The 17,954-nt window shown below is 40.3% G+C and carries 20 protein-coding genes and 1 pseudogene; 18 read left to right on the top strand and 3 right to left on the bottom strand.

Annotation, left to right across the window (positions count from 1 at the left end; all coding sequences use genetic code 11):
• Nucleotides 1-6: 6 nt before the first annotated feature.
• The 7 genes from ACED41_RS19435 to ACED41_RS19405 all read left to right on the top strand — a co-directional run bounded on the left by ACED41_RS19435 (nucleotide 7) and on the right by ACED41_RS19405 (nucleotide 6,255).
• Nucleotides 7-438, top strand: coding sequence for a GNAT family N-acetyltransferase (locus ACED41_RS19435; RefSeq protein WP_371725493.1), 432 nt, complete (start codon nucleotides 7-9; stop codon nucleotides 436-438).
• Between the two features lie 539 nt (nucleotides 439-977).
• Nucleotides 978-1,421, top strand: coding sequence for a PTS sugar transporter subunit IIA (locus tag ACED41_RS19430; RefSeq protein WP_017065190.1), 444 nt, complete (start codon nucleotides 978-980; stop codon nucleotides 1,419-1,421).
• A 29-nt stretch (nucleotides 1,422-1,450) separates the two neighbouring features.
• On the top strand, nucleotides 1,451-2,857 hold the full coding sequence (locus ACED41_RS19425) for a PTS mannitol transporter subunit IICB (protein WP_371725492.1): 1,407 nt from the start codon (nucleotides 1,451-1,453) through the stop codon (nucleotides 2,855-2,857).
• Between the two features lie 48 nt (nucleotides 2,858-2,905).
• On the top strand, nucleotides 2,906-4,177 hold the full coding sequence (locus ACED41_RS19420; RefSeq protein WP_017065192.1) for a zinc-binding dehydrogenase: 1,272 nt from the start codon (nucleotides 2,906-2,908) through the stop codon (nucleotides 4,175-4,177).
• A gap of 58 nt (nucleotides 4,178-4,235) precedes the next feature.
• On the top strand, nucleotides 4,236-4,748 hold the full coding sequence (locus ACED41_RS19415; RefSeq protein WP_017065193.1) for an MltR family transcriptional regulator: 513 nt from the start codon (nucleotides 4,236-4,238) through the stop codon (nucleotides 4,746-4,748).
• Nucleotides 4,749-4,758: 10 nt separating this feature from the next.
• Entirely contained in the window at nucleotides 4,759-5,493 is a 735-nt protein-coding gene (locus ACED41_RS19410; protein WP_017065845.1) for a nucleoside/nucleotide kinase family protein, read from the top strand.
• Between the two features lie 15 nt (nucleotides 5,494-5,508).
• Nucleotides 5,509-6,255 (top strand): phosphatase, encoded by a 747-nt coding sequence (locus tag ACED41_RS19405; protein ID WP_371725491.1) that lies wholly within the window; start codon nucleotides 5,509-5,511, stop codon nucleotides 6,253-6,255.
• A 131-nt stretch (nucleotides 6,256-6,386) separates the two neighbouring features.
• Here the strand turns inward: ACED41_RS19405 and ACED41_RS19400 are convergent, their stop codons facing one another.
• The gene (locus tag ACED41_RS19400) at nucleotides 6,387-6,602 is read right to left on the bottom strand and encodes a hypothetical protein (RefSeq protein WP_017065847.1); all 216 of its coding nucleotides are present in this window, start codon (nucleotides 6,600-6,602) and stop codon (nucleotides 6,387-6,389) included.
• Between the two features lie 448 nt (nucleotides 6,603-7,050).
• Here ACED41_RS19400 and ACED41_RS19395 point away from each other — a divergent pair, with 448 nt between their 5' ends.
• The 5 genes from ACED41_RS19395 to ACED41_RS19375 all read left to right on the top strand — a co-directional run bounded on the left by ACED41_RS19395 (nucleotide 7,051) and on the right by ACED41_RS19375 (nucleotide 11,516).
• Nucleotides 7,051-7,311: a DUF5062 family protein gene (locus ACED41_RS19395; RefSeq protein ID WP_010431978.1), complete on the top strand. Its 261-nt coding sequence runs from the start codon at nucleotides 7,051-7,053 to the stop codon at nucleotides 7,309-7,311.
• A gap of 467 nt (nucleotides 7,312-7,778) precedes the next feature.
• On the top strand, nucleotides 7,779-8,312 hold the full coding sequence (ectA, locus tag ACED41_RS19390; RefSeq protein ID WP_010431975.1) for a diaminobutyrate acetyltransferase: 534 nt from the start codon (nucleotides 7,779-7,781) through the stop codon (nucleotides 8,310-8,312).
• 35 nt (nucleotides 8,313-8,347) lie between these two features.
• Entirely contained in the window at nucleotides 8,348-9,613 is a 1,266-nt protein-coding gene (ectB, locus tag ACED41_RS19385; protein ID WP_371725490.1) for a diaminobutyrate--2-oxoglutarate transaminase, read from the top strand.
• A gap of 13 nt (nucleotides 9,614-9,626) precedes the next feature.
• A complete protein-coding gene (locus ACED41_RS19380) occupies nucleotides 9,627-10,013 on the top strand; it encodes an ectoine synthase (RefSeq protein ID WP_010431969.1) in 387 nt (128 codons plus the stop codon).
• Between the two features lie 78 nt (nucleotides 10,014-10,091).
• On the top strand, nucleotides 10,092-11,516 hold the full coding sequence (locus ACED41_RS19375; protein WP_017065849.1) for an aspartate kinase: 1,425 nt from the start codon (nucleotides 10,092-10,094) through the stop codon (nucleotides 11,514-11,516).
• Nucleotides 11,517-11,639: 123 nt separating this feature from the next.
• On the opposite strand, the gene ACED41_RS19370 is transcribed toward ACED41_RS19375, so the two are convergent.
• Nucleotides 11,640-12,980 (bottom strand): sigma-54 interaction domain-containing protein, encoded by a 1,341-nt coding sequence (locus ACED41_RS19370; RefSeq protein WP_371725489.1) that lies wholly within the window; start codon nucleotides 12,978-12,980, stop codon nucleotides 11,640-11,642.
• Between the two features lie 335 nt (nucleotides 12,981-13,315).
• Between ACED41_RS19370 and ACED41_RS19365 the strand changes: the two genes are divergently transcribed.
• From ACED41_RS19365 to ACED41_RS19340, 6 genes are all read left to right on the top strand, one after another.
• Nucleotides 13,316-13,861, top strand: a complete 546-nt coding sequence (locus ACED41_RS19365) for a BON domain-containing protein (RefSeq protein WP_017065851.1) — start codon at nucleotides 13,316-13,318, stop codon at nucleotides 13,859-13,861.
• Nucleotides 13,862-13,903: 42 nt separating this feature from the next.
• Nucleotides 13,904-14,074 (top strand): DUF1328 domain-containing protein, encoded by a 171-nt coding sequence (locus ACED41_RS19360; protein WP_010431958.1) that lies wholly within the window; start codon nucleotides 13,904-13,906, stop codon nucleotides 14,072-14,074.
• An 8-nt stretch (nucleotides 14,075-14,082) separates the two neighbouring features.
• Complete coding sequence (locus tag ACED41_RS19355) at nucleotides 14,083-14,280, top strand: hypothetical protein (RefSeq protein ID WP_010431955.1); 198 nt, start codon at nucleotides 14,083-14,085, stop codon at nucleotides 14,278-14,280.
• 70 nt (nucleotides 14,281-14,350) lie between these two features.
• Nucleotides 14,351-14,779, top strand: a complete 429-nt coding sequence (locus tag ACED41_RS19350) for a hemerythrin domain-containing protein (RefSeq protein WP_010431952.1) — start codon at nucleotides 14,351-14,353, stop codon at nucleotides 14,777-14,779.
• Between the two features lie 150 nt (nucleotides 14,780-14,929).
• Nucleotides 14,930-16,543, top strand: coding sequence for a diacylglycerol kinase family protein (locus tag ACED41_RS19345; protein WP_102428894.1), 1,614 nt, complete (start codon nucleotides 14,930-14,932; stop codon nucleotides 16,541-16,543).
• Nucleotides 16,544-16,584: 41 nt separating this feature from the next.
• On the top strand, nucleotides 16,585-17,502 hold the full coding sequence (locus ACED41_RS19340; protein WP_017065202.1) for a mechanosensitive ion channel family protein: 918 nt from the start codon (nucleotides 16,585-16,587) through the stop codon (nucleotides 17,500-17,502).
• A 188-nt stretch (nucleotides 17,503-17,690) separates the two neighbouring features.
• On the opposite strand, the pseudogene ACED41_RS19335 reads toward ACED41_RS19340, so the two are convergent.
• A pseudogene (locus ACED41_RS19335) lies at nucleotides 17,691-17,954 on the bottom strand (hypothetical protein); the annotation flags it as partial.

The raw sequence follows: 17,954 nt of genomic DNA, 5'->3' as shown, positions 1-17,954 counted from the left end.
AAAATTATGACTATAGAAAATGTGCTTCCTGAAGATTATGCAGAAATGCTTAAGGTTTGGGAGAATTCGGTCCGAGCAACTCATGACTTTATTACAGAAGAAGATATTGAGTTTTTTAAACCTATCATCATGGAACATGCGTTCCCTGCGGTTTCTTTGCAATGCGTTAAAAATGAAAGTGGTTCGATAGTTGGCTTCGTGGGTGTCCATGATGCAAAAGTCGAGATGCTTTTCGTTTTGAATGAAGTTCGAGGGCAAGGCGTAGGTACGGTGCTGTTGCAACATGCGATTGAGCAGTTAGCAGCCACCAAAGTTGACGTTAATGAGCAAAACCCACAAGCGGTAGGTTTCTATCAGCACATGGGGTTTAAAGTAGAATCACGCTCACCACTTGATGATATGGGAAAACCATTTCCAATTCTGCATATGACGCTGTAAGACTCGGTTGTCGTATCACTCGGTTGTAATCAACCACAGTCGCTAGAAGAAAAGCCCAAAGCTAATAACTTTGGGCTTTTCCGTATCTGAACCAATGATAACCAAATTATCCAATATGAGGCAGATCTGAATAGGTGCGTGAACGAGGTGTTACTCACTTACAAAGTGGTGGTGTTTGTATTTCATACGGGATCTTGGTCACTGATCTTAGCGCTTAACATTACCCAAACGCCCAAATTAAATGTAACCATCATCACAATTAATACTTGGTCAATACGTATAAATAGATCTTTATCACGTTTGTGTAATCTTATTTAAATCCTATAATTGGGCTTGCTATCAAATTTAAACTATTGACTTGTTGTTAATAATAAAATTGTAATTAAATTTCATGATAAATATGAGAGGTAGAGAATAACTAATCGTTTGACTCTGATATTTAAGTGACCTGGATCTCACTTTGTTGCCATTTCTCTATTCTTCTACTTCCATTGATAATAATCCCAACAAAAACGAACAAAGAATAACTGGGATATATTATGCTTTATGACCTTATTGACCACGACCTAATTGATGTTATTAACCACTCTGAATACAAGTGGGAAGATGCAGTTAAGGAAACGACTCGTTACCTACAAGATAAGGGCTACGTTACCGATAACTACGCAGACGCGATCATTCAGTCAACGCATGATAATGGACCTTATTACGTTCTTTGTCCAGGTATTGCTATGCCTCATGCCCGCCCAGAAGCAGGTGTACTAAAGACTGGACTTGGTATTCATGTCTTTTCTAACCCGGTGGATTTTGGGTCTGATATGGGGCCTGCCAATGTCTTATTAACATTAGCTGCAAAGGATTCAGATACACACATTGAGGTTATTCAAGCGCTTAGCGAAATGCTGGTTGATGAAGAAAACATTGCCAAACTGGCTGCTTCTTCTTCAAAAGCAGAAGTGCTTGAAATTATTAAAAGTTACTAATAATAACCTTTGAAAATAAGGAATATAACGTGTCTACAAATATAAGAGCCAAAGTGCAAGCTTTTGGTGGTCATCTGACTGCCATGGTATTGCCAAATATCGGAGCCTTCATTGCTTGGGGCTTCATTACCGCATTATTTATCCCAACAGGTTGGATGCCGAATGAGTATTTCGGTGAGCTTGTTGGTCCGATGATTACCTATTTATTACCATTATTGATTGGTTATACCGGTGGTCAGATTGTTGGTGACAAGCGTGGTGCTGTAGCTGGCGCTATCGGTACTATGGGTGTTATTGCCGGCGCCGAGATTCCAATGTTTGTTGGTGCAATGATCATGGGTCCACTAAGTGGCTGGGTGATTGTTCAAATCGATAAACGCCTACAAGACAAGATCCCTTCTGGTTTCGAGATGGTGGTAAACAACTTCTCGCTAGGTATCTTCGGCATGTTGATGTGTCTATTTGCTTACGCGATTGTTGGTCCAGCTGTAACTGCAGCGAACCTATTCGTTAAATCGGGCATCGAAGCGCTTGTAGCGACTGGCTTCCTACCGTTACTTGCAATTATTAATGAACCAGCAAAAGTCTTGTTCCTGAACAACGCTATCGACCAAGGTATTTACTACCCACTAGGCCTACAAGCAGCAGCTGAAACAGGAAAATCTATCTTCTTTATGGTGGCGTCTAACCCTGGCCCTGGTTTAGGTATGCTTCTGGCTTACGCTAAGTTTGGTCAAGGTCTAAGTAAGAAATCAGCACCAAGTGCAATCATCATCCACTTCTTCGGTGGTATTCATGAGCTGTACTTCCCATACGTGCTAATGAAGCCAATCATGATTTTAGCGATGATTGCAGGTGCGGCAACAGGCATCGCAACGTTCAATCTACTTGATGGTGGTCTGGTTGCAGGTCCAAGTCCAGGTTCAATCTTCTCTTACCTAGCTCTAACACCAAAAGGCAGCTTCTTCGCGACCATCGCCGGTGTAACAACAGCAACGATTGTTTCTTTCTTAGTCGCAAGCGCAATCCTCAAAGTAAGCAAGAAAGAGGAGTCTGAAGAAGAGTTTGAGCAATCAATCACAGACATGAAAGATATGAAAGCTGAAGGTGCAGCAGCAAAATCGCCAGCACAAGCAGCGGTAAAAGCAGAAGCGAAAGACATTAAATTTGTCGCCTTTGCATGTGATGCAGGGATGGGCTCAAGCGCAATGGGGGCATCAACCTTTAAGCGCAAACTCGAAAAAGCCGGCTTTAACGTTGAAGTGAAGAACTTCGCAATCGAAAAAGTGCCGAGCAACGCGGACGTGGTGGTGACCCACGAGAGTCTAGAGAGTCGAGCAATCAAAGCAACAGGCCTGCCTGTGGTGACCATCAAGAACTTCCTACATGACCCAGCATTAAACAACCTAATGGACACCATCGGTCAGCAAGCTTAATTAATATTCTGGGGTCAGGTATTGGCCCCACTTTTCGGAGATAAAATCATGGTTCAAACAACTGCAGCGGTAATTTGTGGTGAGAAAGACGTTCAACTAAGAACCTTCGATCTACCAAAGATTTCAGATGATGAACTGCTGGTTAAAAACGTTTCAAACAGCATCTGTCTATCGACTTACAAAGCAGCACTCCTCGGCAGTAACCACAAACGTGTGCCTGAAAATATTGCTGAAGTACCTGTAATGACAGGCCATGAATACGCAGGTGTGATTGTAGAAGTAGGTGCTAACTTACAAGACCGTTTTAAGCCGGGCGAACCATTTGTACTGCAGCCCGCAATGGGCTTGCCAACAGGCTACTCAGCAGGCTACAGCTACGAGACATTCGGTGGTAACGCGACGTACTCAATCATCCCTAAAGTAGCGATTGATTTAGACTGTGTGCTGCCATACAAGAGTTCTTACTATGCAAACGCATCGCTTGCAGAGCCAATGTCTTGCATCATCGGTGCGTTCCACGCTAGCTACCACACAACCCCATACGTGTATGAACATCAAATGGGCATCAAAGAGGGCGGAGCGTTAGCGCTACTTGCATGTGCTGGCCCTATGGGTATTGGCGCGATTGATTACGCGATTAACGGCCCTGTGAAGCCAAGCCGTATTGTGGTGACTGATATCGATGAAGCTCGTCTCTCGCGCGCAGAAAGCCTTATCCCGGTATCAAAAGCGACCGAGAATGGTATTGAACTCCATTACGTAAACACAGCGAAAATTGATGACCCTGTTACGTACTTAAAAGAACTGAATGACGGCAATGGCTATGACGATGTCATGGTGTATGCAGCGGTTGCACAGGTGCTTGAGCAAGCTGATGAGCTATTAGGTAACGATGGCTGCCTGAACTTCTTTGCTGGTCCAACAGATAAGCAATTTAAAGTACCGTTCAACTTTTACAATGTGCATTATGAATCTACGCATATTGTAGGAACCTCTGGCGGTTCAACAGGGGATATGGTTGAATCCATTGAACTTTCGGAAGCGGGTAAGATCAACCCATCATTTATGCTAACTCACGTTGGTGGCTTAGAGGCGGCACCTCACACTATCCTAAATCAACTGGATATTCCGGGTGGTAAAAAGCTAATCTACCCGCATATTGACCTGCCACTGACGGCAATTGATGAGTTCCATAAGCTAGCAGAGCAAGACCCGTTCTTCGGCGAACTAGACCGAATTTTGAAAGATAACAACTACGTTTGGAACGAACTGGCAGAGAAAGCACTGCTTGAGTTCTACGGCGTTAGCCTAACGGCGTAATCGATGATTTCGTGGCAGCTACACTGCTGCCACGACCAATAAGGAACATGTTATTACGGTGCAAGACGAATTATTAGATGCCTTAGAAGAGTGCGAAACCGCCACTTGTTTTATCCAAGCATCTCATAAGCTGATTAGCGTTAAGTTAAAGCATTTGTTACCAAGGGTATTTGTTCAAGATCCTTTGGTGATTGAGTATGCCGTGACCCCTCTACTCAAAGAGGATGGTCCTTTGGTCGAGATTGATGTGGTATCAAAGCTGATGTTTGCGATGGGTAAGATCTCAATAGAGAGTTACGCAGATATTAACTTGTTTGACCAAATGCACGGTTTTGTCGCTCAGCAACAAGAGCCAATTTCGTTTAGTGATGATGTCATTTACGACTTCATCACTAATCAAGCGACGCTCTCAAAGAGCGACGGCAGCATCTATCTTGATTCGATTAACCAATTAAAATTTTCATCATTCGACTCCTTTTCTCAAGCTCGCTATGAGTCACTGGTCAAAACCGTGTTGAAGCTCGCTTGCGAAGGTTTGTTAGAAACCGTGGAGAACGAAATTTTAGATTAAGGCTTTTCATATGAAAGTTTCCCTAAATGTCAGTGGCTTTGAGACCGAAGCTGTGTTTTCAGATAACAATATCGAACAAATTCATAAGCCATTGGTTGAAAAGTTTTCTCGTCTTTACCAAGAAAAGAACGAACGAACGGTTATATTCTTAGCTGCGCCTCCTGGCAGTGGAAAATCAACCCTAGCGGCATTCTGGGAGTACCTATCTCACACAATCCCAAATGTTGAACCATTGCAGGTGCTGCCTTTCGATGGCTTTCATTACCCGAACGAGATCCTCGATTCGAATTACACCATCCGCGGTGAAGAGAAGATAAAGCTGCGTAGTATTAAAGGCGCACACGAAACCTTTAACCTCACATCTCTTATCGACAAACTCAAGAAGCTAAAAGTTCAAGACCCAAAGTGGCCTTACTACGATCGTAACCTGCATGATCCAGTTGATGACGCAATCACCGTTGAAAAAGAGATTGTGGTGATTGAGGGAAATTGGCTTCTGCTCGATGAACCAGTATGGAGTGGGTTGAATGAGCTTGCTGATTTCACCATCTTCATCGATACCGCTCCTAAGTTTTTAGAAGAGCGTTTAGTGAACCGCAAGATTCGTGGTGGCTCAACGCTTGAAGAGGCTCTCGCTTTTTATAAAAGTTCAGATTCAAAGAATGTAGACATGGTTTTAAATCATTCTGTAAAAGCGGACCTAACTCTATATATGAACCAAGATGGTTCTTTTGATATCAATTAATTCTAGGAGGTCGCTATGAAGATCGTCGTCGACAGCCACACTCATACTGTTGCCAGCGGCCATGCTTACAGCACTATTATTGAGAACGCTAAAGCAGCACAGCATAAGGGGCTGAAACTTCTTTGTACAACGGATCATGCTCCTGAAATGCCGGGTGCCCCCCACTACTGGTTTTTCAACAATCAAAGAATTTTGCCCCGCTTTCTTCACTATGTTGGAATCCTGCGTGGAGTGGAAGCAAACATCACCAACATTGAAGGAGACTTAGATCTATCCCCTTCAACCTATCAGCACCTTGACTGGACTATTGCCAGCTTCCACGAACCTGTGTTTCCTCCATCCACTGAAGAGATACATACCCAAGCCCTCATTAATATAATTGAGGGGGGAAAGGTTGATGTGCTTGGGCACCTTGGTAACCCAAATTACCCATTTGATATTCGAGCCGTGCTCGAGTGTGCTAAACAGCACAATGTGGCGATTGAGGTGAACAATACCTCTTTGACGGGAAAAAGCCGCAAGGGGAGTGATGTACGCTGTTCTAAGATTGTGGAGATTGGAAAGCGAGTTGGTGTTTACTTTTCTACAGGTTCTGATGCGCATTTCTGTGAAGAGATTGCTCATTTGGGTCTTGTAAAAGCATTACTTGAAAAGCACGGTGTGGAAGAAGACAAAATAATCACTACCTCAACATCCCGCTTTTTGAACTTTTTATTACTGCGCGGTAAGAGTCGAATCGAAGAATTTGCACACTTATATTAAGTGTGTTGCTGAGTTAATGATTACTGGTATCAAAAAGCCCAAAGCTAATAACTTTGGGCTTTTCCGTATTTGGTAACCAGCATTTTATAATGAATTGTAGAAAAGAGAATGCTTGGTGAATAGAGAACTGATTAGTGCATGCCTGAACGCATCTTGTCGGCGAGAGCAAAGAAGACAAAAATGACGAAGCATACTAGAGCAACACACAGTGAAGCTATGATTGTTGTTGCGTCTTTTGATATCAATGGAACAACGATAGAAGCTAATGCAACTAACATAACCAAGATATGAACGATTCGTCCGATGATTGGGTTTTTATGACAGAATGAAGCCCATAGGTAACGCATTTTTAACACCAGTATAATATTAGTGGGTTTATTCTATTTTCTTAATGAGTATTTTGTAAATAACATTTTGTTACAAGAACCAGTAAGTATGATCTAAGTCGTTTTAGTATAAAACTGATTAAATAACAGAAAGTTATTTGTATTATATACTATGTTTATCATCTAAATGAGAAACATAGTATTCCGTATTCTTTGGAATACTAAGTCAAATATTATTCAACTTTTTGTTTCTTGACTTAAGATCTCATTTATTGAGTGTTTTATTAAGAGATCGGTTGCGTATAGCCATTGATATCGTAACTATCAATCGAATTAGAGTTATTCTAGAGCCTGTTATTCGCTTTATGTTATTTATCAAAGCGACTCCTCAAATTGAGAGCGAGGTAATCTTGTGAGTTGTTCGGTTTGATATACTCAGTACTCGTTCGATAAAGATGATGGAGATGATATGTCGAAAACCGCGAAGATCATTAATGAAGATAAACTAGTGAAAAAAGCAGTTGAGGTCGGTTTTAAAATGGCTAAATTGCAAGGTTTTGATTTGCCACATTCATCTCAACCAATAAAGGTCAAAGCGGTGTACTTGTTTCTTGTTGAAGTAAATCAGATCACGCCGTTACCAGAAAGTAAGCTTGATGGGGCAAACATTAAAAAGCGTCTGGCGCTATGGATACATAAAGCATTGCCTGACAATGATCCCTTGAAGTAAACCTTTTCCAAGCTGATATTTCTGGACTCGTTTCCTCTGAGTTCATTATTCATCGATATGTTAGATAAGAAACCTAGCGAGCTCTCGCTAGGTTTTTTTGTTTTTGAGGCCGATATTTTAATAGTGGATAGCGAGTCACTGCCATTCGAAGCGTTGTTATCTACTCGATAGAATGTTCAACACTGAGAGTGTTGGTGATTTATGCCGCTTGATTGGCAATCTGAGCACATAATTTACTAATGACTCTAACCTTCTTTTGACGCTTATTCGGTTAAAGACATTTTCTTAAGATCTCCACCGATCAAATACATTAGAACTCAAAGTATTATTTAATTCATGCTGACCGCTACTAAATGTAACACAGATCACTAATCTTTGTTTTTTTAAAGTTAAGGTGTTGATCTTAGTGGGGGCTAAATGCTCATAATAAAAAGGAATTTAATTAGAGTTCAAAGGAATTTCTCGGTATGATTACATCAGCGCCTTGGGTGTTGTGTCCAGAAGTGATAGAAAAAACGAGTGAAGAATGGAGTTTTCGCGAGCCCAAAGCTTCAGATGGCAACGACATTTATCGACTGATTTCAGAATGTCCGCCACTAGACACCAACTCGTCATATTGCAATTTTTTGCAATCCACTCACTTTAGTAAAACTTGTATTTTGGTTGAGAACAAAGGTGAGCTTGCGGGCTTTATCTCGAGTTATCAAAAACCGAGTGAGCCTAATGTTCTCTTTATTTGGCAAGTTGCAGTTGCCCCTCGATTTAGAGGTCACTCTTTAGCTTACAAGATGTTGAACAGCTTACTTCGTCGAGAGTGGCTGAAGAGTATAGAAGCTATTGAAACAACCATTACTAAGTCAAATCAAGCGTCTTGGGCACTCTTTAAAAAGCTAGACGCAAAAAATAGTAGCACTGGAAAAGTGACCACTTTCTTAGATGAAAATGTTCATTTTAAAGGGCTGCACGATACTGAGTATTTGTATCGAATACCCCTTAAATAATCATTAACTTATAGGAATCAAATAACGGCCTTATCATGGATATTTTTAAAAAGCGGGAATCTAACGTACGTTCATACTCGAATAGTTTTCCAGTCACTTTTGCTAAATCAAAAGGCTGCTGGCTTGAAACAAAACAAGGTGATCGTTACCTCGATTTTCTTGCTGGAGCAGGATCTCTCAATTACGGTCATAACAATCCAATACTTAAGCAAGCTTTACTTGAGTATATTGAAATGGATGGAATTACACATGGCTTGGATATGCATTCAGAAGCCAAAGCTGAATTCCTAGAAGCTCTTAGTCGCTTTATTTTGGAACCTCGAGCATTAGATTACAAAGTTCAATTTACCGGCCCGACAGGAACAAATGCGGTTGAGGCAGCGATTAAGTTGGCGAAAAAAGTAAAAAATCGAAGCAGTATTGTTGCATTTACCAATGGTTTTCATGGTTGTACGGCGGGTGCATTGGCTGCTACAGGCAACCAACACCACAGGCAAGGTGCGGGCTCAAATCTCAACAACGTTACGCGTGTGCCATTTGAAGGTTACGCTGGAATCGATGGTTTAAAATTATTTGAAACGATGTTAACCGATAATTCCGCTGGTATGGATAAACCTGCTGCCGTTTTATTGGAAACGGTTCAGGGTGAAGGTGGGTTAAATGTCGCTTCAAATGAGTGGCTACAGAAGTTAAGCAAAATCTGTAAAGCCCACGATATCCTACTTATTGTGGATGATATTCAAGCCGGTTGTGGTCGAACAGGAACGTTTTTTAGCTTTGAACCTTCAGGTATAAAACCAGATATCGTTACGCTATCTAAGTCGATAAGTGGTTATGGCTTACCGATGGCTGTGGTTTTATTAAAGCCTGAACTAGACAAGTGGGAGCCGGGAGAACACAACGGCACCTTCCGTGGTAACAACCATGCGTTCATTACTGCTGCTAAAGCGTTAGAAATGTATTGGTCAAATGATGATTTTGAAAATCATATTCAACGTAGCTCAAGCATGGTCGATGATGTCATTCAACGCAATCTCAAGCGTTTCCCTGAGCTATTTGTTCAACGCAAGGGACGCGGAATGATGATTGGCATTGAATGTAAAGATGGGAACACAGCTGATGAGATTGCAAAAGTGTGTTTTGACAAGGGCATGGTAATTGAGACCGCAGGTCCAAACGATGAAATCTTGAAGTTCTTTTGTCCATTAACCATTTCAGAATCGGAATTGATGCAAGGTTTAACTATTTTCGAAGACTCAGTTGAAGTGGTAGCAACCAAGCATTTCAAGAAAGCATCTTAATAGGGAGAGTAAAATGATTGTTAGAACACTTGATGAATGTCGTAATAGTGAAAGACGTATTGTATCGGATAACTGGGAAAGCACTCGCATGTTATTGAAAGATGACAATATGGGATTTTCTTTTCATATCACAACAATTTACGAAGCGACAGAAACACATATCCATTACCAAAACCACTTGGAGTCTGTGTTTTGTATGAGTGGTGAAGGGGAGATTGAAGTCGTTGGTGGTAAAACTTACCCAATCAAACCCGGTACGTTGTACATCCTAGATAAGAATGATGAGCATTATTTACGCGCATATAAAAACAAAGAAATGACAATGGCTTGTGTGTTTAACCCACCAATTACTGGCGCTGAAGTACACGATGAAAACGGCGTTTATCCACTCGTTGATTAACCCATATATTCAGGGGTGATATCTCACCCCGCTCCCTATTATTTAGTCTTTAATCTCTTCAAGAACAAAAGGTCTTTTATGACATTTACCGTAGAAAAAATCGGCGGTACATCAATGACAGCATTTGATGCTGTGCTCGACAATATTATTCTCCGCCCTCAAAATCCGTATAACCGAATCTTTGTTGTGTCCGCATACAGCGGTATGACGGATGCATTGTTGGAATGTAAAAAAACAGGTAAGCCTGGTATCTATCAATTGATAGCGATGCGTGACGATTCGTGGAAGGATGCTCTATCTTATATTGAACGCCGCATGCTATTGACCAATGAGCATATTTTTGCGGATCCAATGAATCGTATGAGAGCAGATAAGTTCATCCGGTCTCGTATTTCAGAAGCCAAAAACTGTATTACTAACATTCTTGAAACGTGCCAATACGGACAGTTTTCACTGAGACATTATTTACCACAGATTAGAGAGTTTCTTTCTTCAATTGGAGAGTCACATAGTGCATACAACACGGCTCTTAAATTAAAAAACATTGGTATAAATTCGACCTTTGTTGACCTTTCTGGTTGGGACAACAAAACCCCTCAAAGTTTGGACGATACGATTAGAGAGGCTTTCTCTGACATTGATGTTACTGAGGAGCTTCCCATAGTAACTGGTTATGCGTATTGCAAAGAAGGTTTGATGCATACTTATGATCGTGGTTACAGTGAGATGACGTTTAGTCGTATCGCTACTATTACTGAGGCATCATTGGCGATCATCCATAAGGAGTATCACTTTAGTTCGGCTGACCCAAAAGTCGTTGGTGTAGGTTCGGTTAAACCGATTGGGGCAACTAATTATGATGTTGCCGATCAACTGGCTAACCTTGGTATGGAAGCTATTCACTCTAATGCGGCTGCTGGGTTACGAGAAAGTGGCATAGAACTGCAAATCAAAAACACCTTCGAGCCAGAACATGAGGGAACACTGATTTCTTCTGATTACCGACCAGACACGAATCACATTGAGATCATTGCCGGAAAACAGAAGGTATATGCGTTACATGTTTTTGACCAGGGAATGGTCGGTAAGGCGGACAATGTTAGTTATGAGTTAATGGAGATTATCGCAGATGCTAGAGTGAACCTTATTGGTAAAGAGATGAACGCCAATTCTATTACCTATTATCTAGGTGGTAGCACCGAGAGTTTAAACAAGGTGTCTTATAAGGCTGAGAAACGTTACCCTCAGGCATCTATTTCAGGTCGAATGGTCGCTATAATCTCAGCGATCGGTTCTCAAATTGATACCAATAAAACGCTCGCTAATGGTGTATTGGCTTTGATGAACCATAGTGTTACGCCTATTGCATTACATTCGTCTATGAGAAACGTAAATGTGCAATTTGTTGTGAGTGATGACAAGTATCAACAAGCGATTTGCGCGTTGCATGAAGAATTCTTTGACCAAGATAAAAGAACCGAGACATCGGTGAATGCAGCATAAAATTTAACAGTGGAGGGCTCACCCTCCACTGTTAAATTTTCATGGAAAAGCAAAACATCAACTGCAAATTAACGATCGCCTGTATCTATTTTGATCACACAGCAACATCAGATATGAGTATTACTACTCTTGATACTTATCGAGCTTGTTATAAAGCGTTTTGATGCTGATTCCCAAGTCTTGTGCTGTTTCCTTTTTGTTGCCTTCATTTTCTTCGAGCGTATTGATAATCGCCGCTTTCTCAATCTTCTCAAGAGAAACACCCGCCGGAACCATATCCTCAACGGTAGTCCCTGTTTCTAAAGGAGGAGTATCAAAAATTAGGTGTTCATCTTTAATCGTCTCATCTGCCAATATAAAAGCTCTTTCAATACAGTGTTTTAATTCCCTGACATTCCCTGGCCATGCATGGGCTGATATTTTTTGAAGCGCTGATGTGAAAATGGTCTTCGCAGTGGTTTCATTTGCGTTGCGATGAGCAATAAAATGTTTTGCTAAGCCGACGATGTCGTCGCCTCTTTCACGCAATGGAGGGACATGTATGGGGAAGTGAGCCAACCTGAAATAGAGATCCTCTCTCAAAAACTGTTCTTCAATAGCGACTTGTGGATCTCGGTTTGTCGCTGCAATGACTCGAGTATTAGCGATACTCGTTGCATTACTGCCTACAGGGCGATATTCACCTGTTTCTAAAACTCGTAGTAATTTGACCTGGTGTTCAAGTGGCATTTCGGTGATTTCGTCGAGAAACAATGTGCCACCTTCTGCTTGCCTAAACACCCCTTGGTGTGTGCGATTCGCCCCTGTAAAAGCGCCTTTTTCATGACCAAATAATTCACTATCAACTAACTCAGGGCTGATAGCACCGCAGTTGATCGCAATAAAAGGTTGGTTTTTACGATCACTGGCAAGGTGAATCGTTTGTGCGACTAATTCTTTACCTGCCCCACTTTCGCCGACAATCAAAACATTGGTGTCAGTCTTCGCGACTCTTCTTAAAGTTCGATACAGCTTATGCATGGGCTTAGAAGAACCGACTAACATACCGAACTGGTCTAAATCGCTGGTGGACACTTTACGCCCTTCTTCCTGCTTCTGGAGGAAGTATTGACTGAATTCTGCAAGGGTATCTTCCAATATTTGCATGTCGACGGGCTTTCTATAATGGAAGATTGCGCCATGGTTCATCATCATGTCTAAATTTTTGTTTGGCGTACCTGTACTGATAATAATCAAGTCCATTTCGTCCAACCCTGTTGCACTCGATAAGGACTTAAAATCATCGTTAGTAAATCGAGAGACTTCAACAATAGCAGTATCTGGTTGCAGTTGTTGTAGCTTGTCAATCCAATGAACATCCATAGTACTTTGAATTATTTCAAAGCTTGATAATTCATCTAGAGAGTTTATTTTAGACCGCAATAATTCATCTTTTAACTCTATAAAAAGTGTCGGTAATGACATGATTTAACTCTCTTTTTGTACGACAGAAAACGACCTTGATAATAACATGATGTCCTTCAAATACGAATCTATCATTTACTATACGCCACCTTTTAAATGTAGTTACAATATTACTGATAGTAGAAGTGGCTAATTAACAGTATTGATATTAATTATTCTAGGATCTCCATTGATGATAATTTTTACAAAATACTCGTGTAATTAATACACCTCCGATTATTTTACCAATGGTAAATTTTCAAAATTAAAGTGTAAATCCTTTATTTTCAGTCAGTTAAAAAGTTGGCATGCTGGTTGCAATTGTACAAGTGTCAGTTAACTAGAGGAGATAATTAATGAGAAATACTGCAAGTAAAATATTATTAGCTACTTTGATTGCAACTTCTTCATCAACTGTTTTTGCTAATAGCATGTGGGAAAAAGAAACTTTCGATGCGTGGATTGATGGAAAAGCAGAAACGACTTTATTACTGAATACTAATTTAAACTCATTTGACATCAACACCTACGTTAAAAATCGAGTGGTTACTTTAACTGGCTCGGTTAAAAATGAAACAGAGAAAGATTTGGCAGAAGAGTTAGTGCTAAGCCTAGATGACGTTAAGTCTGTAAAAAACGAACTTACAGTGATTGATGAAGACAAAGAAAAAACACCCGCAGCCGTACAAGCTTTGACTGATGCTCACATAAAGACACTGGTAATCACTCGTTTATTAATGAATACCAATGTTAGTGGTAGCGATATTCAAGTTGAAACCGAAAACAGTGTGGTTATCTTGAAAGGTTCAGTTTCATCAAGCAGTGAACACGACTTAGCTTTATCTATAGCAAATAATACCCCGAATGTAGAGAGAGTGGTGGATAAATTAAATATTATTTAACCTCTCTACAATTGGTAATTTATTAAAAATTGGGGAATAACGATGATTCGCTGGTCGCTAATATTTTTTATTGTCGCAATTATTGCCGCCCTCTTGGGATTTAGTGGTATCGCTGGGGCTGCTGCGACAGTAGCAAAGATCATATTTTATATATTTGCAATATCACTACTGGTTTCAGTGGTAATTATGTTGCTGAATAAAAACAAACATTAGGAGTTTATATGAACATCAAATCGAACGCTTACCGTTTTTTAACTATTGTGGGTATTACATTTGCACTTGCGGCATGTAGTGATGAAGGTCCGATGGAACAAGCCGGGGAAAATGTAGATGAGGCTGTAGAGGATACTCAAAACGCAATAGAAGATAGCTGTGAAAATATTAAAGAGCATTTAGATGCGAAAGATGAAGATTGCTAGAACTGTCATCTAGAGTGCAATGAGATGCCAAAATCCTCATAAAAATAAACCAATGAAGTAGGAATTAGACATGAAAAATATATTTGATGTGCTCAAAGACAGTCATGAAAAGCAACGACTTTTGATGGATGCGTTACTCCAAACTTCGGGAGACACACAAGCTAGGCAAGAACTCTATGTTAACCTTAAGGATGAGTTAACCAAGCATGCGATTGCAGAAGAGCGCCATTTTTATGCACCTTTGATCGAGAGTGATCAATCCATTGACATGACTAGACATGGAATCGCTGAACATCATGGAATCGACAAAATACTCGCTCAACTCGATGATACAGAGATGTCTTCACCAGCTTGGCTTGTTTTAATGAAAACATTAAAAGATAAGGTTGAACATCATTTAGAAGAAGAAGAGCAGCGTTTTTTTCAAACCGCAGGTCGAGTCTTAGATACTGAACAAAAAGAAACATTAGCTCGTAAATATGAAAAAGAGGTTGCTTGAATCACGAAGTAATCAAATTCTTTAAATAAGTATAAAACTGCTTTGTTATCAAGCTAAGGGCTCATTCTTGAGCCCTTCTTTTATTTAATTTAGAGATAGATAAATTTACGGATAAATATATTTAAATTCACGGATAAATTAAGGCGTAACATGTTTATTATTAAATATTATATGCTTCTTGCTATAGCTTGTTTTTTTGCTGCTGCTCTTATACCACAGCTAATAATCCGTGGTGTTTTTGCCTGGTGTAGTTTGTCGATGTTCATCGTTAGTGTTGCCTACATCTTCGATATGCCGTCAATATTTAGGAAGACTAGCGATGGGAAAATAGTGTGGTGGATTAGATGGATCTTCATTCCATTCTTCTTAGGTGTTCGACTGTACAATGCATGGGCAATTAAAAGAGATAAAGTTGAACCAATACAGAAGGTTGGAAAAGGTTTATATGTATCTCGTCGTTTGTTCCCTTCAGATTTATCGTTCTTAGAATCTCAAAACATCCATTGTATTGTAGATGTTACAGCTGAGTTTTCTGGTTTAGAAAGTGCAATGACCGGTGATCAATTTCGCTATTTAAACACCCCGGTTCTTGATCATAAAGTCCCTAAAACGCATAAGCTTAAACATGCTATAAATTGGATCGATACCCAAATCAATCAATCTAGATCGGTTGTTGTGCATTGTGCTCTCGGTCGAGGACGTTCTGTCTTTGTCGTAGCTGCCTACCTTTTAGCAAAAAATCCGTCACTTACTGTAGAGCAGGTCTTGAAAAGTATTAACGACGTGCGAAGTACAGCCCAATTGAACCATCTACAACTAAAAACACTTCAAGCAATCAGTGATAAAGGTTTGCTCACTCTTGGCCATAAAGCTTGCCTTATTGCCAACCCTGTTGCAGGTGGTGGTAAATGGTTGGCGAATGAACAACAGGTTATTCGTGAACTTACGAGAAAGTACAGTTTAGATATTTTTCTTACTAGCCAAGAAGTATCAGCAGAAATATTAGCTAAGCAGGCCAAAGACCGGAATACTGCGCATATTATCGTTGCAGGTGGCGATGGGACGGTTAGTGAAGTCGCAAGGCAAGTTAGGAAGACTGATACACAACTCGGGATTATACCTTTGGGTACCGCGAACGCTCTATGTCATATGCTTTATGGATTGACCTCGAAAATATCGCCTGTTGAAAAAGCGTGTGAGGCTATTTTATCTGGCAACTCAAAAAGAATCGATCTGGCGTTCTGTAATCAACAACCAATATTACTCCTTCTTGGTATTGGGTTTGAAGAACAGATGATCGATTACGCACATCGAGAACAAAAAAATGAAAAAGGGCAATTCGCGTATTTGACTGGGTTCTTCAATGCAGTAATCACCGACGATAATCAACACTTTCAAATTTCAATCGATGACCAACCATCACAAAGTATGAAATTACAAAGTTTGGTCGTGGCGAACTCTTCCCCTTTTAGTACTGTGCTTGCTCAAGGGGGACAGCCTCCTAGGCCGGATGATGGGAAGCTGCATATTACCTATTTGGAAAACACAAATTCACTTAGTAAACGAGCTATCGCTCTATCTGATCTGTTGTTATCGAGTCTCGGAGCGAAAGAACAAGCTAGTTACTTTACTTATGCTTCGGCACAGCTCGTTAAAATTGATTCTGACCGACCTATTTCATACGTGATTGATGGAGAGACGTATTCGGCTGATTCGCTGGAGATAAGTATTGATAAGCAAGCCTTAACGGTTTGTATTCCATGAATGTATTGAATAATCCGCATATTGAATAAGAAGGAGACACCATGGACATGAATCTCTCTTTTAACTTAGAGAAGTTTCAGCATCTGATAGAGGGTAAGTTAGAGCATTGGTTAGTTGAAGCAATTAAACTTATCCCTAACCTGATTGTTGCTTTTGTTACGTTTCTTATTTTTATCTTTGTTGCCAACATAAGCGGTAAGTTGTTTAAAAGATTGAGCAATAGAGTTGTCGACTCTCAAGAAGTCATTAACTTACTGGCTTCTATTGTTAAGGTTACCATTGTTACTATTGGATTTTTTGTCGCGTTAGATTTTGTTGGGCTCCAAGGTACGGTTACATCGTTGCTTGCCGGTGCCGGTATTCTAGGTTTAGCTATCGGTTTTGCTTTTCAAGATATGACTGAGAACCTCATTTCAGGTATTACAATGAGTATTCGTAAACCTTTTAAAATTGGCGATGTTGTTGGTTCCAACGATGTCATGGGTACCATAGTCAAAATAAACTTACGAAATACACTGGTTGAAACGTTCTCTGGTCAACACGTCATGATTCCCAATAAGATGGTTTTCCGAAATATTTTGACGAACTACAGTCGAAAAGGACGAAGAAGGGTCGAGATCCCTGTGGGGATTTCCTACGCAGACTGTCCCAAAAGAGCCGCTGAGGTGATAACCAAAGCGATAAACCAAAAGTCTTATGTTAGTCGGAAAGAAGATACGACGGTTTACGCTTCAAGCTTTTCTGATAGTAGCGTTAACTTATTGGTTTGGTTTTGGATTGAGTACCCAGGAGGTTTTGGTTATATGGACGCAAAGCACGACGGTATTATAGCGGTTAAAGAGTCATTATCAGAGGCTGGAATGACAATACCGTTTCCGATTAGAACACTTGATTTTGATCCCAAAGGCGGTAAAAGTCTGTCTAGAATGATGACTGGGGCTGTCGATGACGCTTCCTAGAATAACATAGCGGTCCCTCTCGTAAAAAAGCGTCAAGGCAATATGCCTCGACGCTTTTTATTTTGAGTGATGTCAGAATTAGATCAGAATTAAACCTAGATTATTCCCACTGTTTAATGATTGTGTTGTAGGCTTTGATTCTCTTCTCAAGTTAATTAATCGTATCTATTTTAGATGGGTTATATCTGTTACAAATGCTTTGCTATCTCATCATTTTCAACTTGCAACGCCGCAACCCAATAGGAGAAAAAAGCAGACATATGTTGATTGTTAAACTTTCTAATAGTGTTTTTGAGGTAAGAAATTAGGCTTAAATTACTCTGGTACATATCGTTATAACTAACAATTAACGCAGGGGGCTGACTCAATATGTCATTGTCATTAACTTCATTGTTAATGCAGGGCAAGATCATGAAAAACCCATATGGAATAAGGGGTAGCGTGAAGTGATG

The organism is Vibrio sp. 1F255 (assembly GCF_041439145.1).
In the GTDB taxonomy this organism is placed as follows: Bacteria; Pseudomonadota; Gammaproteobacteria; order Enterobacterales; family Vibrionaceae; genus Vibrio; species Vibrio crassostreae_C.
Note: the sequence above shows the minus strand (reverse complement) of the source record. Positions and strands in the feature narration are given on the sequence as shown.